This window comes from Pseudomonas sp. NFACC46-3 (assembly GCF_900114515.1).
GTDB classification, from domain to species: Bacteria; Pseudomonadota; Gammaproteobacteria; order Pseudomonadales; family Pseudomonadaceae; genus Aquipseudomonas; species Aquipseudomonas fluorescens_Q.
Map to the genome: position 1 here is coordinate 175,388 of NZ_FOTH01000001.1, position 24,645 is coordinate 200,032.

Genomic DNA, 24,645 nt, shown 5'->3' on the forward strand with positions numbered 1-24,645 from the left:
CGTTAACGCCCCTCCAACAGCCAACGGCGCAAGTCCACCAGCAATTGCTCGCGCTCGACTGATGTCAATCGCGGCACCGTGGCAGGGACCGAAACAGACTTGCGTCGTCCTTTTACCCAAAGCAGCAACAGAGCGATCGCCAAGGCAGCCATCGAGCCGATACCCAACCAGCGCGCCCATGGCAACGACAGCTCAGCATCGACGGGGGCAGGCAACTGCGCGCTGCTCACCGGCACCGGCTGCACCGAGGGCTCAGCTACCGGCGTTGTTTCTGGCACGGGCATATCGGGGATGTACACCATTACCAAGCGATCGCCCCGCTTGAGATCCAGCCCCAGCGCCGCTTCAAGCAACGCCTGGATATCTTTCATTTGAGCGTCCGACACCGGTGTGCTGAGCACCACACCAACGGTAATGCGCTCGATTTTGCCAGCCGCATGCTCGGTTTCAGCACGCGCCTTACCCACTTCGTAATCGATTTCCCGGTTGTTCTGGGAACGCTTGCTCGTGGACTCGCCACTGGAGTTCTCGGTGGACTCCGTGCGTTTTTCACGCCGCATTTTGTTCGTCAGCGGTTGCTCGCTGATGGATTTGACACGGTCAAAGTTCATCAGCACCCGCACAGACACATCGACGCCACGATGACCGAGCGGGCGCGCCAGCAATTCTTCGGCCTTCAGTTTGAGCGCCTGCTCGACCTGGGCCGTCAACTGCAGATGCTCCGGCGCCGCCGCTGCGCCATCGGAAGCACTGAGTACCTGCCCGTCTTCGTTGAGCACCGATACGCGCTCAAGCGTCATGCCCTCCACCGCTGACGACACCAGTTGCTGAATACCCCTGACTCGCTGCGGCATCAACGTCCCCGCCGAACGCAGACGCACGATCACCGAAGCCTTGGGTGGTTCTTCCGCCTGTTGGTAGAGGCTGGTTTTCTTGAACGTCAGGTGCACACGGGCATATTCGACTTCGGACATGCTCATGATCGTGCGCGCCAGTTCCCCTTCCATGGCCCGTTGGTAGTTGATTTTCTGGCTGAACTCCGACATACCGTAGTCGGCCTTGTCGAACAACTCGAACCCCGTGCCGCCACGGGTCGGGATACCCGCCTCAGCCAGATACATACGGGCAGAGGCCGCATGATCGGCCAGGACTTCAATCGCACCCTGCTGCGTATTGATCCGATAGGGCACATGCCGTTGGCTCAATGTAGCCAGGATCTGGGCCTGGGACGCCTCGTCGGCGTTTCTGTACAACGCCACATATTGCGGTCGGATCACCCACCACGCCGACACGGCCAGCAGGCCGACAATCAGCAAGGCACCCATCAGAAAGACGCGAGTACGACCCGCCAGGAACGAGGACACCGGTTGATTCTCCATGGCTTAGATCTGCAACCGCGTGAGTTCCTGGTAGGCATCTACCAGACGGTTGCGCACCTCCACGGCCAATTGCAGCGACAGCTTCGCTTGCTCCATGGCCATGACCAGATCGTGAGGCGCAATGTTGTCGCCCAGCGCATAAGCCGACAGCATCTCGCTGGCCTGGCCGGTTTGTGCATTCAGTTGGGTGGCACCCGATTTCAGCAATTCGACAAAGTCGGTGCCCTGAGGCCCCATCGGTCCGTCCGCCAAGGCAGCGGCCGGTGTAAGGTCGGGGGTCAATGCGATAGGCGCAATGGCGGCGGTCATGTCACTTTCCAATTTCAAAGGCTTTGAGCGTCATTTCACGCAAGCTGTTGTAGGAGCGGATATTGGCTTCATAGGCACGGGTAGCCGATACCAAGGTCGCCATCTCCCTGGCGGCTTCGATGTTGGGGTAATGCACCATCCCATTCTGGTCAGCCATGGGATGGCTCGGTTCATGGACCAAGCGGCTGTCGCTACGTGCTTGAGCGTGAACCCGGGGCTGCTGCAACCCCAGTTGGCCGACAAAGCTGGTCGGAGGCGATACGCTGAGCAACGGTGAGCGTTCGCCCGGCCCTATTGCCACGTTGGCGATCGCCAGGTTGTAGCTGGCGACTTCCGCTCGCGAACGCTCATAAGCCATGCTCCCGCGAACGATCTCGCTGATGTTGTCCAAAGGCATCTTCAGCGACCTCCCCGGATAGCCAGCTGCATCAATGCGAACTGGCGTGATACACCGTCTGCCAAGGCTTGGTAGCGACCGCTCGCGGCGGACATCTGCGCCACTTCACCGTCCAGTGCCAATGGCGCGCCCGGCGTATAGCTTTGCAAATACGGTGTGAGTTCGCTGTCCTGCAGCGAACGCAACGATTGGGCGAACAACTCAGGGTCGTTGTGCAAACCGCGCAAGGCGGCCATCGGCTCGTAGCCGTTGAGGCGCATGGCCTTGCCCCCCGGAACGTTGGCCATGGCGATATTGTGAGCCGCGACTTTCGCCCGCAATTGTTCCAGGCTCATGGCGAAGCGCACGGTCTCTATTGCAAGATTCATATCGGTTGACATCAATCTTCCTTATTGAACGATGAGTTCAGCGTGCAGAGCGCCCGCCTGTTTGATGGCTTGCAACACGGTGATGACTTCTCGCGTGCTCAATCGAACCTGATTGAGGGCTTTCACCAGATCTCCCACCGTCGCGCCTTCGGCCAATTTCACCGGGCCGTGTTCTTCTTCATTCACCGTCAGCTCGGTGTCAGGCACGACCACGGTACCGACACTCGGCCCGGTGCGGGCGACCCACGAGGGCTGCGACACCTGGAACTTGGTGCTGATCACGACACTCAGCGATCCCTGGGAAATGCTCACCTCACCCAATCGGACATTGGCGCCCGCGACCACTGTGCCGGTGCGTTCGTTGACCACCACCCGGGCGGCATAATCCGGTGCGACTGAAACGTTCTGTACCCGCGAAATCAACCGCGGCACGGTCATGCCCGCTGACACGGGCACTTCCACTTTGGCGGCATGCACGACACGCACACCGGCCACACCCAACTCGCGACTCAAGGCATCGGCAATACGTTGCGCGGTGGTGTAGTCCGGCTCGTTGAGAATCAGCACCAGTTTTTTCGAAACCTCATCGTTTTCCGAAAAGGCCGAACGTTCGACACTGGCGCCGCGGGGTATACGCCCGACGGTCGGATGGTTCTTCTGCACGGAATTTTCGTTGGCCTCGAAGACATATCCGCCCACCGACATCGGCCCTTGGGCCAGGGCATAGAGCTTTTCATCCGGGCCATACAGGGGGGTCATCAACAAGGTGCCCCCCAGCAGACTGCGTGCATCGCCCAGGGAAGAGACTTCGACGTCCAGCTTGTCCCCGGACTCGCTGAACGAACGCAGGTTGCCGGTGACCATCACCGCCGCCGTGTTGCGGGTATTGAGGTCTCCATCAGCGACATTCACGTTGAAGTTCTTCAGGGTATTGACCAATGACTGGCGAGTGGCCCGATTACGGTCGGTATCGCCGGTGCCGGCCAGCCCCACCACCAGCCCATAACCGATGATGGAATAGTCCCGCACGCCTTGAATGCGCGTCAGCTCCTTGATCCGGACATCAGCCAGCGTCGGCTGCAGCCAAAGGGCGAGCAGCAGGCCCGAGAGCAGTCGAGCAATCATTTTCATAAGATTCGCAGCCACTTGAGCACCCGGAAAACGATGTTCTGCTTCTGAGCATCGGTCACCACACCGTCACCGACGATGTCGATTTGTGCGTCTGCCAGGCGATAGGAAAGCACCGTGTTGTTGTAGGCGATGTCATCGGGTCGAACGAGACCGGTGATACGCACTTGTTGTTTTTCATCGTTGACCGTCACCCGTTGCTCGCCGCTGACGCGCAACAAGCCCTCGGGCAGTTGTTCAATGATCCGTACCGAAACGTTGGTACGAATCTGTCCGCTGCGGTTGGTCTGGCCCGTGCCGTTGGTATCGCCTCTCAAGCCCAGGTTCGCTTGATGCGTATTGCTGTCCAGGCCGGTGCGCGCGGAAATATCGGTATTGCTCTCGGCCCCGGTGCCGGCCGCACTCTGCGCCGTGGTCGATTCCACCACCAGCACCGTCAGGGTATCGCCCAAATGGTAGCCACGGCGGTCTCCCGTCAGTGAGCGATAGCCATCGGGGTTGATCAGGCTCTGCGCGCAAGCCATCCCCGGCAGCAACAGCATCACCAGCCCAGCCTTGCGAACGTTACGGGTCGACATGAACCTCTCCTTTACCGACAACCACCGCCAACAGGCTCGACTCGGCGCCGTCCAACATCACCGGTACGCGTTCTCCCAACACACCCGGACGCAGTGCCTTGCCTTCGGTGCGCAGCATCAGGCCCGGGCCATAGACCACCACGGTCACCGGGGCGTCGCGGTACACCAAGGGCTCGGCCTTGAGATGACGCTTGAGCACCGGCATGCCGGCATTGACCGATTGCGTCAGCCATTGCCCTGCAAGGTCGCCAGGCAAATCGCCGGGCGACAATTGCGCTGCCGCCAGGTCCACCCGCTCCAACCGGGGCTGAGCATCGGCCACCATCTGGTCGGCTCGCCCGTTGCGGCCATAGACCCACGCCTGTTTCCAGGCTTGGACCTTGAACCACACCGTCACCACGCTCGGCCGCTCATGTCCGCACACGGTGCCGCTCAACGCCACGGACACCCGGCTGCGGATGCCCTGGCTCAACAGCCGGATCTGTGGATGCGCCATGGCCGGCAGCTCGCCCATGGGCGTGAGCTGCAGCTCAACCTCAGGCGTGGCCAACTGCGCCTGGATACGTTGGGTGGCCATGCTCAAGGCTTGATTTGCCGCCGAATCGCAACCGGCATCGGGCATCGCCTGGGCGTAGCTCGCACTGGCGAGCCACAGCCCGAGTCCGGCCAACCAATGGATATTCATGAAGGTCAACGGCGCAGGTTATTGATGGTTTCCAAAATCTGATCGCTGGCTTGCAGCAATCGCGCGTTCATCTGATAAGCGCGCTGGGCCAGCACCAGCCCGCTCATCTCGTCGATCAGGTTAACGTTGGACATCTCGACGTAGCCTTGCAACAACACACCCTGACCGTCTCGACCCGGCTCGGCATAAATGGCTTCGCCACTGGCCTGCGTCGGTCGATAGAGGCCGTCGCTGAGCTTCGTCAACGCTTCGGCGCTGGCGAACTTGGCCAATTGCACCTGTCCAACGCTGATGATTTCTCCTGTCTCGGTAATAGTCGCCTGGACTTCCCCGTTCTGCTTGATCACCAAGTTGCGTGCGTCCGGTGGTACGCGCAGGTCGGCCGTCAGCGTCTGCCCGTCCGGCATTGCCAGTTGCCCTTCGCTGTCGAGATGGAAACGTCCCGCGCGGGTGTAGGCCAGCTCGCCCGTCGGCAACGCGACTTCAAAGAACCCATCGCCCTGGATGGCCAAGTCCAGCGCGTTGCCACTTTCGCGGACAGTGCCCGGGCTGAAGACCTGACTCGGCTGCGAAGCCTGGATACCTGCGCCAGTCAGCAAGCTCTCGGTCATGCCACCGCCATCATCGCGTGTCCCAACCTCGCGAACCATGTCGTGAAAGTCCACCTGGCTGCGCTTGTAGCCAATGGTCTGCATGTTCGCCACATTGTTCGAAATACTGTCGATCCATGCCTGGTTCGCGGTCAGCCCGGAGCTGGCAATACTTAATGAGTCAATCACAAGCACATCCCTTGATCAGTTCTTGCCAATTTGGTTGATACCGCTGTTGAGCATGCCGTCGTAGGCCGACAGCGCTCGCTGCATGGTTTCGACATGCCGCGACACTTCCATCATCTTCACCATGTCGGCGCCCATGGCGGCGTTCGAGCGCTCCAATAGCCCCTGATGCACCACGAAGCTCTTGGCGGGTGTGATCCCGGTACTGGCCGCGTATAACCCATCCCCAACGGCCAATAGCTGCTGCGGATTGTCGACGCGCACAATACTCAGGCGCCCTACCGGTCGATCAGCGACACTGACTTCCCCGCTCGCGTCGATCTTGAGCACCCCATCCGCCACTTGCAGCGGACCGTCATCGGCCAATACCGGATAACCCGCCTTGCTGACCAGATAACCGGCCTTGTCGACCTGGAAACGCCCGTCACGACTCAACAACACACCGCCCGGCGTCTTTATCGCAAACCAGGCATCCCCTGACAGCGCCAGGTCTGTGGCCCGCCCGGTGTGTTGCAACGCACCGCCATCGGTGCTGATCCAGGTCTGCGCCTGAATGTCGTCTAGCCCACCTGCAACGCCCGGCCCGGCCACGTTCGACGCCATGACATTGAAGGTGCGCTCGGCCTTGTAGCCAACGGTATTGGCATTGGCGACGTTCTGCGACACGGCTTTCAAGTGATCGACATCGCGCTGGATGACCCCAGCCAGTTGCATGATCAAGTCGCTCATGGGGACTCCAGGCTGGGGAAACCGGGCAGGTCAATCATGCCGGCCGAGGTCACGCGGGCGTGCTGCCCCACTTCATTGACCGAGAGCACCGCCATGTGCGGCACGGCTCGCGCCATGAAGGCCCGCAAGACCCGTCGCAATGGCGCCGCACACAACAGCACCGGTTGCTTGTTGCCGCTGAGCTGGCGTTCGGCTTCCCGGGCGACGGTGGTGACAAATCGCTCCAGTTCCTGGGCCGGCAACAACGCCGATTGCAAGCCTTCGCGAGGACGCGAGGCCGCCAGCATGTAGCCTTCCAGTTGCGGTGCGATCGTCAACACGTTGAGCTCGCCGTTCTTGTCGACCAACCGTTCATACAATGCCGCGCCCAGACGCTCGCGCACCCGCTCGACGAGGTCTTCGGCGCTCTTGTTGCTCCGCCCAGCATCCACCAGCACTTCGAGAATGGTCTCAAGGTTGCGGATAGACACCTGCTCGCGCAGCAACAGTTGCAGCACCCGCTGGATATCCGAGTAGCTGAGGACTTGGGGCACCAGTTCGTCCACCAGGCTGCCCAAGCCGACGCGCTTCTTCTCGATCAACCGCTCGGTCTCGGCACGGGTCAGAAACTCCGGCGCATAGCGGCGGGCCAGCTCGGACAAATGGGTCAACAGCACGGTGTCAGGCTCGACCAGGGTGTACCCCGCCGTGCGCGCCTGGGCCCGTTGCGCCACCTCGATCCAGAGCGCCTTGAGCCCGTAGGTCGGCTCTTTGGTGGCACGCCCTTCGAGAGCCAGCGTCGCGCCACCTGGGTTGATCGCCAGTAACTTATCGAACTCCAACTCGCCTGTCGCAATCACCGCGCCCTGTACACAGACCTGGTAAGTGCCACTGGCCAATTTCTTATCGGCATGCACGTTGAGCGATGGCAAGGCAAAGCCATAATCCTTGGCGAACTGCTTGCGCAGGTTTTCGATACGCAGGCTCAAGGTACTGGTGGCTGCCAGGACGTGAGTCGCGAGGTCAGCGCTCAACCGCAGTTCAAACGCATCGGTGTTCATCAATGCGTAGACATCATCGGACTCGCTGTCTTGCCCTGTCAGCACGTCCTTCTGGGAGTCCTCACCAACGCTGGCCTTGTCCCGCAACTTGCGGTAGGAAAACCACGCCGCCGCGGCAAACGCGCAAAACAGCATCATCAGCGGAATCAAGGGCAATCCTGGCATCATCGCCAGGAACAGGGTGACCAGCGCCACCACCACCAGGGTCTTGGGATAAGCCGAGACCTGTCGCCCCAATTCAGGGCCCAGGCGCGCATCCGTCGCGGCGCGGGTGATGATGATGCCCGCCGCCACGGCAATAATCAGCGAAGGAATCTGCGTCACAATACCGTCGCCCACCGTCAGCAACGTGTAGTGATGCAGCGCATCGCCCCAGCTCTGGCCTTTTTGCAGGATGCCGACCGAGAGGCCGCCGATGATGTTGATCGCAATGATCACAATGCCGGCAATCGCATCGCCCTTGACGAACTTGGACGCGCCGTCCATGGCCCCGTAGAAGTTCGACTCACGCTCCAACTGGCTGCGTCGGCGCTTGGCTTCTTCCTGGTCGATGATGCCCATGTTCAGGTCCGCGTCGATGCTCATCTGCTTACCCGGCAACGAGTCCAGGGTAAAACGAGCGGCGACCTCGGCCACCCGTTGGGCGCCGCTGGTGACGACCACGTATTGCACCACCACCAGGATCAGGAAGATCACGAAACCAACGACATAGTTGCCTCCCACCACGTGGGTGCCCACGGCCGCGATGACCAGCCCCGCATCACCGTCGGTGAGGATCAGCCGCGTCGCGGAGATGTTCAGGGCCAGGCGAAACAACGTGGTCATCAGCAAGAGCGACGGAAAGGTCGAAAAGCTCAACGGCTTATCGATGTCGAAGGTCACCAGCAACACCATCAACGCAACGGCAAAGTTGGTCAGCAGCAGCAAGTCCAACAGCCAGGTAGGGATCGGCGTGAACAACACCAGCAAAATGCCGATGACCGCCACAGCCAGCAGCAGATCGCTGCCCTCGGAAAGCAGGCGTGACAAGAGTGGCTTCATGGCGCAAGCACCTTATTGCCTGGCAGTGCGATGACCCAGCGATAAATCCGCGCTACGTCGGCCTGCGTCGAATCCGGAATCGCCGAATCGACCCGCGCCAAGGCATGCAGCGCCCGCGCCAAGGGCGGACGACGCAAAATCGGTACCTGGTGTTTCCTGGCAACATGGCAGATACGTCGGGCATGCAGGCCGCGTCCCATGGCGAGCACCTTGGGCGCGAGCATGCTGGACGGTCGGTATTGCAAAGCCACCGCGTAATGAGTCGGGTTGGTAATGATGACGTCGGCATCCTTGACCTGCCCCAGCGCAGCGGCCTTCTTCAACAGCGCCTGCTGGATACCTTTGCGCTTGGCACGTACTTCAGGGTCACCTTCGCGGCGGCGATGTTCGTCCTTCGTTTCCCGGCGACTCATACGCATCTGCCGCCCGAACTCACGCCGCGAATACCAGATATCAAACAGCGCCGCGGCCGCCATCACCGCCAATACCGTAAACCCCAACTGCATCAGCAATTGTTTGCCGGCCTGCGGCAACTCCAGGGGAGAGATCGTCGCCATGCCCAACAACTGCGGCAGCACGCTTTGGAACAGGTAATACAAGACCAACGAGAACAACGCGCCCTTGACCAGCACCTTGATCAGCTCAACGAACATGCGTCGCGAAAAGAGTTTCTTGAGGCCCTGGATCGGATGGAGTCGTTTGAAATCGGGCTTCAAGGCCGTCATTGAAAACACCGGGCCACTGAACAACAGGTTCGTCAGGATCGCCATCAGCACCAGCGCACCAATCAACGGCAACAATCCGTACACCACTTGTCGCAGGCTATAGCCGCCCTGCTCGCCCAGGTAACCAAAGCCCTGCCCCAACTGCCCGGCATTGCCGAGCCACCAATGGGTGTGAGCAGCAATGACACTTGCTAACGGGTAGGCGATGGCCGAAAAAACCATCAGGAAGGTCAACAACATGATGAAGGACAACAGATCGGGGCTGCGAGGCACCTGCCCTTTCTTGCGCGCCTCTTCGAGTTTGTAGGGCGTGGCCTCTTCGCTCTTGTCCTGCTGATCGCTCATTGCACACCTGCCGGTGACAAGGCAAACCGCAAGGCGTTTTCAATCAGCAGCGGCAGACGCTGCACGATCATCGGCAAGGTCAGGATAAAAATGAACATGCCCACGCCCAACTTGAGGGGCAAGGACAGGAAATAGACATTGGCCTGGGGCATGGAACGGGACAAGAACGCAAACGCCACATCGATCAGCCACAACCCGAAGATCACCGGCACGACAATCATGAACGCCAGCAAAAACTGCTGCGTCATGACCGTCGCCAAAGACACGGACAGCGTGCTCAGCGACACACTGCCGGGCGGAACCGCCACCAGCAACTGAGCGAACACCCTGAGCAAATCGTGATGCAGATTGAGCACGACAAACAGCGCACCCAACGACCAGACCAACAGCTCGGCCATCAGGCCGGTCATGTTAGAAGTGCCCGGATCAAACACCCCGGCCGCATTCAAACCGATTTGAGTGTCGATCAACTTACCCGCCATATCGACACCGGCATGAGCGGCATGAAAACCGAAGGCCATCAACACACCCAGCAGCAACTCGCCCAACACCACGGGCAGCGTGAAAACAGGGGCCTGGGTGAGCGTCATGCTGCCCACCAACACAGCGGACAGCGCCAGCGCCAAGATCAACCGGACGGTCAATGGAATGCGCGAAAAAAACAGGATCGGCGAAACCACCACGAGCGGAATCAACCTGACCGACACGAGAAGCGCATTGAGGAAGAAGGATGTCAGCACAAACTCACACCAAAAACGCTGCTAGAAGCTAGCGGCCTGAGTTAATGCACTGAGTGCGAATTGTTTGAGGACCGTCAGCATCCAGCCTCCAAAGACCAGCAACATGACAACTGTCACGATCAGTTTTGGGATGAAGGTCAGGGTCATTTCCTGGATCTGGGTCGCGACTTGCAGAATGCTGACCGCAAGGCCGACGATCAGAATGGCCAGGAGTAACGGAGCAGCCACCATTGCGGAGGTTAGAAGCGCTTCTTTGAGCGCGTAGAGCATGAAATCCTGCGTCATCCATAACCCCAACTGAACTTGATCCAAGGTGCACTCTGGGCGCGCCATAGCCTGAATGGCAGATCGCCATGGTTTTGCCATGGTAGCGATTTAGTGTCAGGGGATGCAACAGGATGTTACGTGGTGGGGACGAATGGTGGTGGGAGTGGACTAGGATATTCAGGGAAGCCCGGGAAGGGAGCCGGGGACAGACCACGATTTGAGTTCCTGTAATCGGTCCGCCCCATATATCGTGGTCTACCCCGCTTTTCCCCGTTCCGGCGAATCTAATGCTTGCTGTCTCGGTGCGTCCGTTAGCTATTGGAGTGTTTTGATCCCTCCGATCTAACCGTCATGACTTTCACTACATCATCAATCACTGCTTTGCTCATCTCCATTAGATAATGAGCGGCCCAGGCATGGCGGTCCGTTTTCCTTTCGAAAGTGGCGTCCTCTGCAAGCCGGTAGGCGAGATGCAAGAGATCTGACGCTTGTTGCAACGCTTCATTTAACGGGACACCGCCGTTAACGCGGAACAGCGGACGGTCGGAGCAATAATGGAATGGGGTGTAGCCGATAGTTTTTGCTTCTGCCTGTTCGGTCATTTGCTATCTCCACTGACTGAGATGCAGCGGGACCGCGATACAGAGCTGCAGAGCAGAAGAGGCCGTTTTCTTGATCTATCGATATGCATTGTTCAACTCCCTTGATTCGAAGAGCTGCCGCATCCGTTACCAAGCGAATGGGTGGCAGCTGTGCGCAGGTTGGTAAACCGGGGAATCAAGGAAACCGGCACGTCAGAAGACGTCCCACGCACAGCTGCCATAAAACAAAATCGCAGGCCTGAAAGCCTGCAATCCTGTCCGTGCACTGTTACGCCTTATTCCACCGGGTTACCAAGCCCGGTCGCTGAATGTGCAGCGACATCCAGAGCGTAACGCGACAGAAAACCTCCGGCGAGAGGCTTAGGGCCAGAATAGTGCTTTTGGTGGAATTTTCAGAAGTTTCCTACGTGAGAACCCAGTGACCGCAGTCCCTCAGGGATAGACACGTTTCGCGGACGCAGCTCAAGGTCTCGAAAAATTCTGGAGAAGCTTGAGCACGCGTTGCGAGCAGAGGTACATCAAGAGGCGCGGGCATTGGGAGAGGCCGCAGGGACTGCCTCGTCACTCTCTCCCGCTCACTCCCCGAGCGCACTCTGTCTTTAACTCTTCTACAAAGAGTGACATTTGAAGCGAGGTGAGCGCGAAGAATAGAAATTTCCTCTGCCTCGTGAGGACCAAGCCCAACATATAAATAATTAATTAACACATCATCTACGCACTTGCACATACCTTCCAACAAGATTGTTCCGGAATATGACAGACCACGCTCAAATAAAAAATGGCCGCATTCACCAATGCCCGGAAGGGATTCCTAAGCGCCTACCCCGCCACTATTTCCCTCGCCTAATTTTTTTTCACTCATCAATTATTAATTCGAAAGACTCCGCTAAAACATCCCAGTCAACCCAAGCGACAGGATCCTCAAACAAACCCTCAAAAAGATACATTCGGCAGTCACCAGACTCATTGGGATTAGGAGGTAAATCCTCCACTGAATATTCATCTTTGAAACCGTCTGGATTTTTTGGGTCCCCTATATATTCGGTCACCCCCCTTCGCGACGTAGCAACACCTCGAAACATTAGCTTTCCGGATAATAATCGCGGACCATCGTCCATTAATGGATGTCCCATCATAGGAAGCACCCCATGCACGGGAATACATAAGGTCCTTCCTTCGACCACAGGATTACCTAACCGAGATTCCGTAAAGTGAAGCCTGTCAAAATTTTCAGATACATACTTCATCTTTCTCACCTTTTTTCAAGAATCGTACTTTGGACCTTCCAGTTCGGAATCTTGACTCCATCAGTCGTCCTGAAAATATTATTCTCAAACTGAGGTAACAGCGATCCAGATTCCCGCACTATACGAAGCCCCATACCGTCTAACACCTTGATACTTGGCAAAATAGCTGTTGTATTTCTGGATGTAGAATTAATGATGAGCTGGCCACCCGACTTTAAGGCATCTGCTGCACCAGGGAGCCAAGCCTCGCTTGTGAGCCCTTTAATATATGGATTACTTGCAATAATTTGATCCGCAACACCAGACTTAATTGGTAGCTGCAGAGCGGATGCTCGAATTCCCTGCTCCGCCACAATATCGATATTAATTGCTCCAGGAATCTGAGACGTACGGCCACCGAAGAGATCAATAACTACGGGCCCCTCAACACTGCTTGAGCCAATCTTACCACCTGCCTGCACTGTATACAACTTAGTCCAATCTAATGACGTTTTGATCTCAGCGGAAATCTCAATTGCAGCTCCTTTTAGATATCGCGAGACAGCAGAGGCCCCACTTCCCACCCCACTCCCACCCGGATTACTTAAAGCAAGATCATAAAAAAAGCTTCCAACTCTGGACTCAGCAGCGTCTGCCAATAAGGCAGGGGCGACCCCAAAAGTAAAATTAAGCGGCGTGTTAAATACGTTGCTAACCGTTGCTAGGTTATCGTGTAAAAAATCACCATTCATTGGCTCCCGAGGGATAACCGAATTGTCATTCAAATAAGTCAAAACACTTTCTACGACAGGAATCTCAGGAGCATACGTCTTAACCGCACTCACATTATCACTAGGAACGTCCGAATCTCGAATCGAAATCTGATAATCATAGATTGACGGCCGGACCGTTTCGCTCTCTGAATAAGCAGCTCTCTCCCCAAAGACCATCCCGTACAAATCGGCAGGAAGGATGTTGCCATTATCCAGTGAAGCCCTTGCAAATCTGGCAAGATCGGACCGAGTCATAGTATCCGGCTGCTCCCCATTCTGAAGCATTTGCTCAAATAAATTGCTCCCTACGGATGCATACAATGGGGAATTATTTTCCTGAGTAGCAACCGAGTTATGGACCATATAGTTACCCAGAGCATTCCCAAAAGCATCCGCCGCGACCTGCCCATAATCAGGTCGCCCACCTCCAAACCACTTGTCCTTGATAGTCGCTGACGCGTAGGCACTCACCTGGCCTCGTATAGTCGAGTTCACCAAGCCACTGCTACCGCCTCCAGCGTATCCGGCAATGGTTGCCCCTACGGCCGATGCAGCGACATTGCGCCAACTGAACGACGTATCAAGCCCCACTATTCGGCTGGCGAGCTGGCTATTGGCGTAGTTGAACGTACCCAGCGCCGCATAGCCGGCACCATAACCTCCTCCGTCGCTCATGAATTTAGCAGCTGTCCCTGCCCATGAACCGATGGCACCGGTTTGGGCGAGCGTTCCAAAGCCCGCAGTAGCACCCGCGGTGATTCCGCCCACTGCAACTTGGCCCCACGAAAAGCTATCAACGACCCCCATAGCTTTGCCGGCGAGCTGTGATGCGGCGCTTCCCACCACACCGCCGAGAACTGCGGCCCCTAAACCAGCCCAACCAGCTGCACCAGAGAGAACCGCCACGCCCGTCGCCGCGAGCCCGCCGATCGCCGATGAACCTACGACTGCAGCCGCTGCCGGCGCAGCAGCGCCAGCGGTCAGAACTGTCGCAACAACCGCTACAACGACCATCACAACACTCGCAAGACCACCGCTCTTCTTTTTCTTTGGTTTTGGCGGTGGTGGAGGCCCGGGCGTTGGAGTGTTATCACCAATTATTTCGTCGGGATTGTAAGGCTTGAAAGTAGAGGCATTATTATGCGTGCTACCGACCACATTTGGAATACGTATAGTGCTGCCAGGAATTAAGGGATTAGCAACATCCAGACCGTTAGCATCTGCGATCAGATACCACATCCCTGAGTCGCCCCAAACAGTTTGAGCGATGCTCGCAAGAGTATCCTCCTGACTAACCACATAATTACTTGGACTCTGAGCAGGGTACTCCTTTGAAATCGGCGTCAATGTATCGCTAATTTCCGCAGCACTTGCAGTCCCAACATTAGCCAGGGCCTTACCCTCATGATAAAAATAGTTTTGAGTTTTCTTATCCTTTTCATATCTTGTGGCTATTTGCCCGTCTTTATATGAGGAAAAATTCCTGAGACTAAGCCTGGCACTTACACTACTTACAGCCCCATCCCGATCATAGCTAAATACAGTTGTGCCCGGAGTACTGGGGAGACTTGACGTTACGGTAATAGCGCTTTCTTTATAGGAGCCTGCTGATGGAGTATACGTCGTAGCATAAGTACCCGTATAGTTTACACTCAGACCATCTGACGTATAAACCACATAGCGGGACAGGACTTGGTTGCCTGCTTTATCAAACATTCCCGCCTCACCAAAATAACTTGCTTGCGATTTTTTCTGCACGCCACCTGAAACATTGTACCGTTCCTGCGCCATGATTTTACCGTCACCACGGTAACTATAGTTATTAATAGAACTAACCACGCCAGAAGCATACGAAACTTGAGAAACCCTACTCCCGAATGAGTTATAGACATTCGCAAAACTAAGAGTAGAGGGATCTTTAGAATAAACCGACCCTGCACTATCAGCCCCAAGACCACGTTTGAGCTTAGAAGAATTAGAGCTCAGCACCTGATCCAGGTCATTATAAACATATTCATTGCGCACATATAACTCATTAGAACCGACAGTGCTATCCCACTGCTCCGTGGCGAGACGACGCCCCGCAACGTCGTAGGTCATAGCTGTACCTTTGGATTTACCGCTTACTTTTCCCGCCACTACTTGGGAACCATTAGAGTACCCTTCATCAATCAGAACCCGCCCTTCTTTATCAAATCTGTACCAATTATCAATTTGTGTACGTATGCCCACTTGGTCAGTTGCATCCAAGTAACTTCTACGACGATTCCCAAGTTCGTCAAAATAATATCTCAGGGAGTCTATCCGTGCGCTCTTAACAGCAGCCGTCATCACTCCCGGCGCGCTAGCTCCTACAGGGGCCTTCACCTCCCTTAGCCTGCCCCCCTCATCTAATTTATAGCGAGTTTCCATGCTCACGCTTAAATTCACATTTCCAAATCCATATTTAACACTTTTCGCCGTTACCTCCCTTACCTCCCTCCCCGACAGATCATATTGAAAAGTAAATTCCTCGATAGAAACATCCCCAGGCAACACCATAGGATTTGTTTTCGTTAATGACTTGGACAGGCCATTGGCATAGTATCCATAGTCGACACTCCCTCCCAGATCAATAACTGGCGTCGGAGCGGCCTCTGTTGAAGCGGGAGTATTTACCCGCAGCAATTGTCCAAACCCATTATAGACGTAAGTAGATTGAGCTTTTAAAGGCACCCGACTCGAAATCAGCCGACCAAAATCAGATTCACTATAAGTCCAACTTAACGAATTATTCAATCCGTCACTTTCAAGAACCTTCCTATTCGCCTCGCTATATTCATAAAATCTCTCAACCTTCGATTCATTACGAGTCCTAACAATATTTCCCCGCTCGTCAAACAACGTGTAACGCACATTCCCAGAAACACCAGTAATCGTACTGGACTTATTTGCATTGGCCGTACTAGCCAACGTCTCCTCAACCGCCATACTACCGCTGATCTCACCAACCAACCGCCCCGCTTGATCATACTGGTTGGTTAGCAACGTAACAGCCACCCCATTGCGAACAATCCCATGACTTAACTGACGATCCATTGCGTCATAACGGTCTACCAGCACCGCGCCCAAGGCATCTTGGGTTGCTACTCGATTGCCATTGCTGTCTACTTTGTATTTACGTGAATAACCCAACGCATCAACGTCGCGAATCAACTCTCCGACTTGGTTGTAAACATGTTGACGGGTGCGAAGTTCGGTACTGCTGGCCATTCCCGCATAGGGCCCAACCAAATCCGTCTCCTGAATCAACCGACCTAAGCCATCGTAGCGTTTTTCATGAATCAGACTCGCGCGATAACTCGTGCCATTTTCTCGCAGGATGTCGGTCACCGGCAGAGTTTCAGTCAGTTGTTTGTTGTTGTGGTCATAGGTATAGGTGGTGATATAGCCTCGCGCATCGGTACGGCTGAGCATGTTGCCCCAGCGGTCGTAGGTCTGCCGAATAATTGGGGTCGCCAACGTCAAGGTGATGTTATTGAGAGTGTCGGTATTAAGGTTCGCCTCGAAGGCCGGCAAGTGCTGTTCCAAGGCTCGACTAAGGATGTCATAGCGGGTGTACGTGATGCGGTCGTCGGTGGCGATTGTCGCGTCGCCGACTTGGTTACTGCGTGTGGCTTTGCCGCTCAGGTCATAGTCGAACTTAGCGATGCCTTGGGAATTCCTTTGCTGGATTACCCGCCCCGCCTGATCGTACTGATAGCTGGCTTGCAGATTGCCATTGAGCAGCTGACTGGTCACTTCGCCAAAACGGTTGTACAGCGCCGAGTTGGTCGTGCCTTTTTGCGTATTATCTGCCGCCGTATACCAATCGGTGGTCGAGAGTTGCTGGCCCACAGCATCGTAGATGAAGCTGCGACGCAGGGTTTGGTTTCGCGTCAAAGCCGAGCCACCTACCGTCCAGCCGTTAAGCGCGATGCTGGTCTGCAAGCTCTGTTCGGTACGACGCCCTGCCACGTCGACCTTGTAATTTGTCGCAACGCCATTCGCATCGAGACTTCGTATTTCATAACCATTTGAATCGTATCGCGTGCGGGTAACCTGAGCCAAACCAGCCTGTACGTTACCAGCGCTGTCGGTACCCGCCGCGCGAATCTCTCGGATCTGCTGCCCAAAAGCGTTGAGCAGGAGCGTAGTGATCGGTGATGCAATGACTTCGGCACTGGCAAAAGGATCGACGGCGCCGTTCTTGGCGGTAGCCCTGGCGGGCTCGGTGACTTTGATCACTTGGCCGAGGGCGTTGTAGTCCGTGCTGACGACGTTGCCTTGGGCGTCAGTGACCGTCTTGACGTTACCTACGCCGTCGTAAGTGCTACGGCTGAGCGACAGGTCGGCGGTCACCAACGTGGCGCTGACCACTCCTGTGGTGGCGTTGATGCTCTGCTGCCAGTAGCGCGCACCTTCCACAGTGGTCTGACTGAGACGCCCCATGGCGTCGTAGCTGAAACGAACGCGGCGGTCGTTAACACTGGCCGTCGGGGCCGTCGGCACAGCGCTCTCGCTCCAACTGGCGAGCTTGGTCGCGTAGTCGATCTGCCGGGTCAATTGACCGAGGGCGTCGTACTCCATGCGGGTGTAATAACCAAGGGCATCCACACTGCCGATGCGCTGGCCCCCCATGTCGTAGTAGTACACGGAGCTGGCGCCGGTCTGCACCGTAGCGCCGCTGGCGTTGCGCGCTACCTGGGTCTCCCGCACCAGTTGCCCGAAGGCGTCGTAGCTGTAAAGCGTAGTGGGTGCCAGGTTGGTCAGGGTTGAGGTCGCCACGTTACCGGTGAAGGTGAACAGGCTGACGATATTTTTCTGCACCGCGGTCTTGCGCCCGAGGGCGTCATAGCTGGTGATCAGCGTGCGGTCCTGGGTGGCGTCGGGAACCAGGGTGGTAGCGGTGACATCGGTCGAGAGGTAATAACCCCTGGCCGGCACGGCTTGGGTCAAGGCATTGGCGTAGCGAACGGTACGAATGGTCTGGCCCAGGCCGTCATACGAATAAGCGGTTACGCCCTTGAGCCCGTCGATGTCATAACTGACCCGTCCCAGTACGTCGTAGACCTTATAGCTGTCGACGAAATCGGTGGCCACCGCCCCACTGTTGTTGACTCGCACGCGGTTGCGCACCGCATTGCCGAGGCTATCGTAGGTGACTTCGGTGCTGACCTGGAAGGTATTGGCGGTGCCATCCGAGGCCTGTTGATAGCGACCGCTGAGCTTGTTGTACCAGCCTGGGCTGGTGATGCGAATTTGCCGGCCGATGGCGTCGTAGGCATAGGCGGTGGTGCGCGCCTCGGTCAGTTCGTCCAGCGTCGGATCGGCGGCAACGCTGGCCCGCAGGCGGCCTTCGGTACGGCTGGTGACATTGCCGAGGGCGTCATAGGTATTGCGTGTCACGAGGTAACGGTTCACAGCCGACACCACGCCAGCCTCGGTGATAATGGCCACCGCGACCGCTGGTGTGATTTCTTCCACCAGACGGTTGAGCACGTCGTAATTGTAGGTCCAGACGTGACCGTTTTTATTCGTCAGGGTCTTGCGGTTGCCCACCGCATCGTAGGTGTAGGACTCGACCTTGCCAGCGGCGTCGGTCACGGTTTTTTGTTGACCGGCGGCGTCGTAGGTGTAGGTGGTGGTGCGGTCGCCGGCGCTCTCGGGGCGCAGCAGCTTTTGCAGCTGTTCGACGCTCAGGGCATCGCTCGCGCTATGCACACCGTTGACGCCGGCGACGGACCAATTCGCCTGGCCGGCATCGATATTGGCATTGACGTTCAGTACTTGGCCGGTCGCCGTATCGATCAGTTCCAGCGAATCGACTTCAATCAGGCGGCTGGGATCACCGCTGCTGTCAACGCCATAGTTGTACAACAATAGAGGCACTGCGCTGGAACTGCCTTCGATGAATTTGTTGCGGTTGACCCCTCCACTGTTCGGACTGGTGCCGCTGATGGTGCCTTCGAAGGTCTGCCACCCCATCTCCGGTGTCAGCTTCACTGCCGAAGCTGCGTTATAGGAAAAGGTTCCTCCGGATGTGTTGGCGAGTTTGTTGCCCGCACTGTCGTAAGTCACCACACCGGCATAGACGAGCCCCTCCCCCGTTACCTGACGCAGCTTGACGCGTACGGTATAGGTCTTGGCCGGGTCGATGGCGATCTTTTCGAGCGCGGTAAAAATACCTGAGTTGCCACTCAAAGAGAGCGTCGAGCCGTCACTGCTGCCATACGTGGGACGTTGAATGCGGGTGGCGTATTGGACGGTCTGGGTAAGTCGCCCGTTGGCATCGTACTTGTTCTCGGTAACCGCGCCCTGGGCGTCGATCACGTAGCGTTGACGGCCTACGGCGTCGTAGACGAATTGGGTGTGCCGGTCATCGCTGTCAGGGCGCAGCAGCGCTTGAAGATTTTCGGCGCTGAGGGCATCGCTGCCCTCGTGTATATCCACGGGGCCGGCCACGGACCAGTTCACTTGGCCGGCGTCAGCCTTGGCATTGGCGTTGAGTACCTGGCCCGTCGCCGTATCGATCAGTTCCAGTGAATCCACTTCAATCAAGCGAGTGGGATCACCGCTGCTGTCGACGCCGTAGTTGTACAACAGCAGAGGTACGGCGCTTGCACTGCCTTCGATGAACTTGTTGCGGTTGGCCCCCCCGCTGTTCGGGCTGGTGCCGCTGATGGTGCCTTCGAAGGTCTGCCAACCCATCTCCGGCGTCAGCTTCACTGCCGAAGCTGCGTTATAGGAAAAGGTTCCTCCGGATGTGTTGGCGAGTTTGTTGCCCGCACTGTCGTAAGTCACCACGCCGGCATAGACGCTCCCCTCACCTGTTAGCTGACGCAGCTTGACACGCACGGTGTAGGTCTTGGCCGGATCGATGGCGATTTTATCCAACGCGGTCAACAAGCGAGAGTTGCCGCTCAGGGAAAGCGTCTGGCCATCGCTACTGCCCACCGTCGGCACCTGAATCGGCTTGGCATGACGTACCGTCTCGACCACCCGGCCATTGGCGTCGTACTTGTTCTCGCTGACATACCCCAGGGCATCGACAGTGGCACTCACACGACCGGCAGCATCATAGACATACCAAGTGCTGTTGCCCGCCGCATCGATCTTGCGCGTGACCTGATCGTTCTCGTTGTAACTGTATCGAGTGGTCAGGTTCAGCCCGCTCGGGTCTTGGCGTTCACTGGTACGCCGGCCCAGCTTGTCAAATGCATACAGGGTGACCTGCTGGCTGGGACTGGCCACCGTGCCACGCATCACCTGCACTTGCTGACCCACGCCATCATAGCTGTAACTGGTGGTGAGCTTCAGGCCGTTGGGATCCTGGGTCACCCTTAGCAACTGACCTTTGCGGTCGTAGGCGTAGTCGGTGATACGTTGCTCGGTTTTCCCTTCGGCGTCGACGACCCGCACCTGGCGACCCTGGCCGTCAAAGCTGTAGCGGGTCACGCTGTTGTTGGCATCGGTACGGGTCAGCACGCGGTTGGCGGCGTCGTAGCCGTAGCGACTGATCCGGCCGAGGGCATCGGTCACGGTGAGCAGCCGCCCGGCCTCGTCATAAGCGTTGGTGGTGGTGCGGTTCAGGGCATCCTGGCTGGTGACGAGCTGCCCTTCCTTGTTGTAGCTATAGCGGGTCACCGCACCGGTGCCATTGGTGACCGTCAGAGTCTGGCCGTGACGATTCTTGAGGGTCACCACGCTGACGCCGTCGGGCGTGGTCACCGTCAGGCTGCGCGTGCTGTCGTTGTAGGCGTAGGTGGTGACCTTGCCCAGTGCATCCGTTTGCTTGAGTACTCGACCGAAGGCGTCGTATTCGCTGATTTGTCCCTGGTTGAGTGCGTTCCGGGAAACAATGACTCGACCATTGCTTGCATAGGTCGTGGTGCTGGTCAGTCCCCGACCATCAACCTGGCTGATCACCCGGCCAAAGGCGTCATAAACAGTGGCACTGCTGCGCGCCAAACCGCCGACATCGTCGATGCGGCTTATCTGCTCGCCACGCTTGTTGTAGGTGATGCTGCTGACAATCGTGTTCCCCGTAGCGATTGTACGGGTGACGGATGTTTGATTGCCGAAGGCGTTATAGCCATAACGGGTCACGTAGCCCAGGGCATCGGTCGTGGACGTCAGCAGGCCACGGGTGTCGTAGTCATACACACGCCGATTGTCATTGGCCGCGTCGCGGATCGCTTGTACCAGCGTCTTCAGTTGCGCATTCAACACACCGCCCGACAAGGCGGCGGTGTCTGCCGTGGCCAACCGCCCCGTGAAATCAGTCCGCTCGCGAACATCGCCAAAGGCGCTATAAACCGTTTCGCTGACCTCGCCCATCGCGTTGACGACGTGAGTCAGGCGCCCTGCCGCGTCGTAGTAAGACAACGTCCGGTTACCCAGCGCGTCAGTGGCGCTGGCCACCCGTCCGGCCGCGTCATATTGATAGGTCAAACCGTACTGCGCATAGATCGCAGCCACTTCGGTGGCACTCATACCGGTCGTTACGCGCCCCGACGCTTCACCGAGCAGCTTGCCAATGGTTTGCCCAAAAGCATCGTAACGGGTACGGGTACTGCGCTCTTCAGTGGTGCCCTGGGCTTGGGTTTCACGCACCAGGCGCCCGGCCGAATCGTACTCATACGCCGTGGCCGTGCCATCGGTGGCGACACGCAGGGCCACGCGACCCTGATCGTCAAAGGTGGTGGTCGCGGTTTGTGCCGCACCCGCAGCCACGCCGCTCTTGATGGTGGCGAAGGTTGTCGCAGCGGAAATCGCAGCAGTATAGGCCGTGGCATAACGAATGGTTTTCTGCGTATTGCCCGCTTCGTCGTATACCGTTTCAGTGACGAACTGCTTCTCATCGACACTGCCGATCTGCCGACCGGCCGTGTCGTAGAAATACCAACTCGTCAGATCACCCGCCGAAGGTGGGCGCAAACCAACGAGGGTGCCGGTGGCCCGATTCGCAAGCACAGTCGCGTTCGCATAACGAATGCTCTGTGTCAGCCGACCTGCGGCGTCATGACGGTCTTCACGTAGATAGCCTTCCGCATCCAACTGACCAATTTGATGCCCGCTGGCGTCATAGAAAAATCGCGTTGCGCGATCACCGGTCTGCTGCTTGATCAGCCGGCCTTGCCCGTCATAAGTGAAGGTGGTCAGCGTACCACTGGCATCCGTACTGGCGCTTAGTCGACCGGCATTGTCATAAGACAAAACGGTAGTCCGATCCGCAGAAGCGCTCACCGGCCGAACTTCATCAACCTGTTTCTTGAGCACCGCGGTGCCGTTGTACCAGGCCGAGGTGTCGACCAGGGTTGCGTAGCGTTTTTCCTGGGTACGCTGCCCGGCGGCGTTATAACTGTATTCGGTCACCGCACCGAGGCCATCCACCAGGGCACTGACCCGCCCGGCCTCGTCGTAAAACGTATAGCTGCGCACGCCCGTCGCATCCTGGACCATGACCTGCCGGCCAGCATCATCATAGACATACGAGGTGGAGCGCGATGCCAGGCCGGCTGCCGTCTGTGTCAGACCAAGCAGTTGGCCTCGGTCGTTGTAGGTTTGGGTAATGGTCATGCCGGCGCTATTGGTCACCGCCACCGTACGGCCAGTACCGTTATAAGCGGTTGTCCGTGTGCCAGCCGAGTCGGTCTGGCTGATCACACGCCCCAAGCCATCGTAGACAACCGAGCTGAGGGTAATCTTCCGGCTACGGTCTGCCGCACGGACTACGAACGTCTGCAGAAGCTGACCATGCTGGCTATACACGTACTCGGTTACGCTGGTGCTGCTCTCCTGGATACCTGTACCGGCAGCATTGACCGAGCCGTAAGCGACCCGACGGCTCAAATTGCCGCGGTAGTCATAACTCAGCTCGGTGAGGGTCGAACGGGTTCGGTCTCGCGAACCGACCCAAGTCACCAATTGCGACTCGGTCAACACATCCTGCGGTGTGAGCCCGGTCAGCACAAACAAGGCATCACCGTAGGCGATTTCCTGGGTTCTCAACCCCTGGGCGTTATAGCGATACTCCGTGACCTGGCCACGCCCATCGACCATGAAACGCACCCGATTATTACTGTCGTAGGCCAATCGGGTGACCTGGGCGGTACTGGCCGGCGGCTCTGTCCAGCTCCCGGTGGCAGCGTTCAGGGTCGCTGTCGCGGTGTAGCGAATTTCATTGAGCAACTGATTATCGGCACTATAGCTGCGAGCTACCGTGGCACCCGTCGCATCGCGCTCCAACAGGACATTACCGTTCGCATCGTACTGGTAGGTGACGGCGTTGCCGCGCCCATCCGTGACCTTGATGACATTGCCGTCCGAATCATAAGCATAGCGCGTGGAAAGGCGCTGCCCATCCACCGCCGGGGTCTGCACTTCTATCAAGCGGTCGTTGGTATCGTAGAAGTAGCTCCACTGCTGGCCTGAGCCATTGAGCACATCTGTACGGTTACTGGCGATGTCGTAGCTGAAGGTGGTGGTCCCCGAACCGTCGGAAACCGTCTTGACCCGGTATTCGCCATCGCGCAACTGATAAGTGAAGCTGGCCGAGGTGCCGTCACTTTGCACGACACTGGCGATACGGAAGCTGGCCCCGTCGTAGGTATAGTCGGTACGGTAGACCTTGCCATCGGCAATGCTGTTGTCTTCCGGGCTCAGATCGGTACTGACATTGATCAGTCGGCCTTGAGCGTCATAGCCGTAATACACTTGCTGGGTCAACGCACCGCCCGCAGCATTGCGCGTGTCGACGCGCTCCAGCTTGCCGGACGCGTTGTAGCTCAGCACCAGTTCCTGGCCGGAGCTGTCCTGGACCGAATTCAAGCGTCCATTGGCATCGTAGCCGTAGCTGATCTGCGTGCCGTTGGCGTCGGTGACCGACAGCAGCCTGCCATTGTCGTCGTAACGTTCGACGGTCCGCCGAGAGCCATCCGTCCAGACCATCTGACCGGCACCGGCATCCCAGGTAACGGTGTCATGGGCGCCATCGCCCTCGGTCGATTGATAGCGGCTGCCGTTCCATTGGTAGACCGTCTGATGACCGTCGCCCATGGTACGGGTCACCTGGCTGCCAGAAGTGTTCACGGTGCCGGTCAACAACAGGCTGCGTTCGCCGTCCCAGCGCCAACCATCGGCATCGCCATCGCTCAAGCCGCCCTGGGTGTTGTAGGTGCGGGTGTGCAGCAGATCCTGGCCCAGGCCAGACAATTGCTCGTCGGTAAAGCGCAGCACCAGGTTGCCGTTGCTGACATTGACCAACGCCTGCCCCCCGGCCTGCCCCAGGTTGCCTTGGCCGCCGACACCGCTGCCTCCCAACGAATTCACCGAAGCATTGAACAGCCCTAATCCATTACCGGCGACGATGGCGACCATGATTCCCTTAACTCCCCGACGAAGCTGAGCCGCCCACGCGGCCGAAACATAGCTGCCCGCCCAACGGCCAAGCAGCGCTACTGTCAGTGCTTATGCTCGGCTTTCGAAAAAAGTTTAGGGGAAATGGAAAATATTTT

The 24,645-nt window shown here is 57.5% G+C and carries 16 protein-coding genes; all 16 read right to left on the bottom strand.

The features are described from left to right. Nucleotides 1–2: 2 nt before the first annotated feature. Nucleotides 3–1,379, bottom strand: coding sequence for a flagellar basal-body MS-ring/collar protein FliF (gene fliF, locus BM300_RS00830; RefSeq protein WP_092141987.1), 1,377 nt, complete (start codon nucleotides 1,377–1,379; stop codon nucleotides 3–5). Between the two features lie 3 nt (nucleotides 1,380–1,382). Then, entirely contained in the window at nucleotides 1,383–1,688 is a 306-nt protein-coding gene (fliE, locus tag BM300_RS00835; RefSeq protein ID WP_072338987.1) for a flagellar hook-basal body complex protein FliE, read from the bottom strand. Nucleotide 1,689: 1 nt separating this feature from the next. Then, complete coding sequence (locus tag BM300_RS00840) at nucleotides 1,690–2,085, bottom strand: flagellar basal body rod protein FlgC (protein WP_092461678.1); 396 nt, start codon at nucleotides 2,083–2,085, stop codon at nucleotides 1,690–1,692. Between the two features lie 2 nt (nucleotides 2,086–2,087). Then, on the bottom strand, nucleotides 2,088–2,465 hold the full coding sequence (locus BM300_RS00845) for a flagellar biosynthesis protein FlgB (protein WP_072338989.1): 378 nt from the start codon (nucleotides 2,463–2,465) through the stop codon (nucleotides 2,088–2,090). Between the two features lie 9 nt (nucleotides 2,466–2,474). Beyond that, entirely contained in the window at nucleotides 2,475–3,584 is a 1,110-nt protein-coding gene (locus tag BM300_RS00850) for a flagellar basal body P-ring protein FlgI (protein ID WP_072338992.1), read from the bottom strand. Next, the gene (locus tag BM300_RS00855; RefSeq protein WP_083569069.1) at nucleotides 3,581–4,159 is read right to left on the bottom strand and encodes a flagellar basal body L-ring protein FlgH; all 579 of its coding nucleotides are present in this window, start codon (nucleotides 4,157–4,159) and stop codon (nucleotides 3,581–3,583) included. Before BM300_RS00855 ends, BM300_RS00850 begins: the two co-directional genes overlap by 4 nt. Then, on the bottom strand, nucleotides 4,146–4,844 hold the full coding sequence (gene flgA, locus BM300_RS00860) for a flagellar basal body P-ring formation chaperone FlgA (protein WP_092461680.1): 699 nt from the start codon (nucleotides 4,842–4,844) through the stop codon (nucleotides 4,146–4,148). The genes BM300_RS00855 and flgA overlap by 14 nt, the downstream gene beginning before the upstream one ends. Before the next feature lie 5 nt (nucleotides 4,845–4,849). After that, entirely contained in the window at nucleotides 4,850–5,623 is a 774-nt protein-coding gene (locus BM300_RS00865; RefSeq protein WP_069970903.1) for a flagellar hook-basal body protein, read from the bottom strand. Nucleotides 5,624–5,638: 15 nt separating this feature from the next. After that, nucleotides 5,639–6,349, bottom strand: a complete 711-nt coding sequence (locus BM300_RS00870) for a flagellar hook-basal body protein (protein ID WP_072338996.1) — start codon at nucleotides 6,347–6,349, stop codon at nucleotides 5,639–5,641. Beyond that, a complete protein-coding gene (locus BM300_RS00875; protein WP_092461682.1) occupies nucleotides 6,346–8,430 on the bottom strand; it encodes a flagellar biosynthesis protein FlhA in 2,085 nt (694 codons plus the stop codon). The genes BM300_RS00870 and BM300_RS00875 overlap by 4 nt, the downstream gene beginning before the upstream one ends. After that, nucleotides 8,427–9,500 carry an EscU/YscU/HrcU family type III secretion system export apparatus switch protein gene (locus tag BM300_RS00880; RefSeq protein WP_027912328.1) on the bottom strand — a complete coding sequence of 358 codons (1,074 nt, stop codon included), beginning with the start codon at nucleotides 9,498–9,500 and terminating at the stop codon, nucleotides 8,427–8,429. The genes BM300_RS00875 and BM300_RS00880 overlap by 4 nt, the downstream gene beginning before the upstream one ends. Then, complete coding sequence (locus BM300_RS00885) at nucleotides 9,497–10,240, bottom strand: flagellar biosynthetic protein FliR (protein ID WP_092461684.1); 744 nt, start codon at nucleotides 10,238–10,240, stop codon at nucleotides 9,497–9,499. Before BM300_RS00885 ends, BM300_RS00880 begins: the two co-directional genes overlap by 4 nt. A gap of 21 nt (nucleotides 10,241–10,261) precedes the next feature. Beyond that, nucleotides 10,262–10,552: a flagellar biosynthetic protein FliQ gene (locus tag BM300_RS00890; protein ID WP_256572540.1), complete on the bottom strand. Its 291-nt coding sequence runs from the start codon at nucleotides 10,550–10,552 to the stop codon at nucleotides 10,262–10,264. 266 nt (nucleotides 10,553–10,818) lie between these two features. Next, entirely contained in the window at nucleotides 10,819–11,109 is a 291-nt protein-coding gene (locus tag BM300_RS00895) for a DUF3077 domain-containing protein (protein WP_092461686.1), read from the bottom strand. A gap of 854 nt (nucleotides 11,110–11,963) precedes the next feature. Beyond that, complete coding sequence (locus BM300_RS29835; RefSeq protein WP_139232327.1) at nucleotides 11,964–12,356, bottom strand: hypothetical protein; 393 nt, start codon at nucleotides 12,354–12,356, stop codon at nucleotides 11,964–11,966. 5 nt (nucleotides 12,357–12,361) lie between these two features. After that, nucleotides 12,362–24,508: a LysM peptidoglycan-binding domain-containing protein gene (locus BM300_RS00900; RefSeq protein ID WP_092461688.1), complete on the bottom strand. Its 12,147-nt coding sequence runs from the start codon at nucleotides 24,506–24,508 to the stop codon at nucleotides 12,362–12,364. Between the last annotated feature and the right edge of the window lie 137 nt (nucleotides 24,509–24,645).

Coding starts and splice junctions, on each gene's coding strand:
- BM300_RS00840 (WP_092461678.1), bottom strand. CDS start 2,085: ATGCCTTTGGACAACATCAGCGAGATCGTTCGCGGGAGCATGGCTTAT.
- BM300_RS00845 (WP_072338989.1), bottom strand. CDS start 2,465: ATGTCAACCGATATGAATCTTGCAATAGAGACCGTGCGCTTCGCCATG.
- BM300_RS00880 (WP_027912328.1), bottom strand. CDS start 9,500: ATGAGCGATCAGCAGGACAAGAGCGAAGAGGCCACGCCCTACAAACTC.
- BM300_RS00855 (WP_083569069.1), bottom strand. CDS start 4,159: ATGTCGACCCGTAACGTTCGCAAGGCTGGGCTGGTGATGCTGTTGCTG.
- BM300_RS00875 (WP_092461682.1), bottom strand. CDS start 8,430: ATGAAGCCACTCTTGTCACGCCTGCTTTCCGAGGGCAGCGATCTGCTG.
- flgA (WP_092461680.1), bottom strand. CDS start 4,844: ATGAATATCCATTGGTTGGCCGGACTCGGGCTGTGGCTCGCCAGTGCG.
- BM300_RS29835 (WP_139232327.1), bottom strand. CDS start 12,356: ATGAAGTATGTATCTGAAAATTTTGACAGGCTTCACTTTACGGAATCT.
- fliF (WP_092141987.1), bottom strand. CDS start 1,379: ATGGAGAATCAACCGGTGTCCTCGTTCCTGGCGGGTCGTACTCGCGTC.
- BM300_RS00900 (WP_092461688.1), bottom strand. CDS start 24,508: ATGGTCGCCATCGTCGCCGGTAATGGATTAGGGCTGTTCAATGCTTCG.
- BM300_RS00850 (WP_072338992.1), bottom strand. CDS start 3,584: ATGAAAATGATTGCTCGACTGCTCTCGGGCCTGCTGCTCGCCCTTTGG.
- fliE (WP_072338987.1), bottom strand. CDS start 1,688: ATGACCGCCGCCATTGCGCCTATCGCATTGACCCCCGACCTTACACCG.
- BM300_RS00895 (WP_092461686.1), bottom strand. CDS start 11,109: ATGACCGAACAGGCAGAAGCAAAAACTATCGGCTACACCCCATTCCAT.
- BM300_RS00870 (WP_072338996.1), bottom strand. CDS start 6,349: ATGAGCGACTTGATCATGCAACTGGCTGGGGTCATCCAGCGCGATGTC.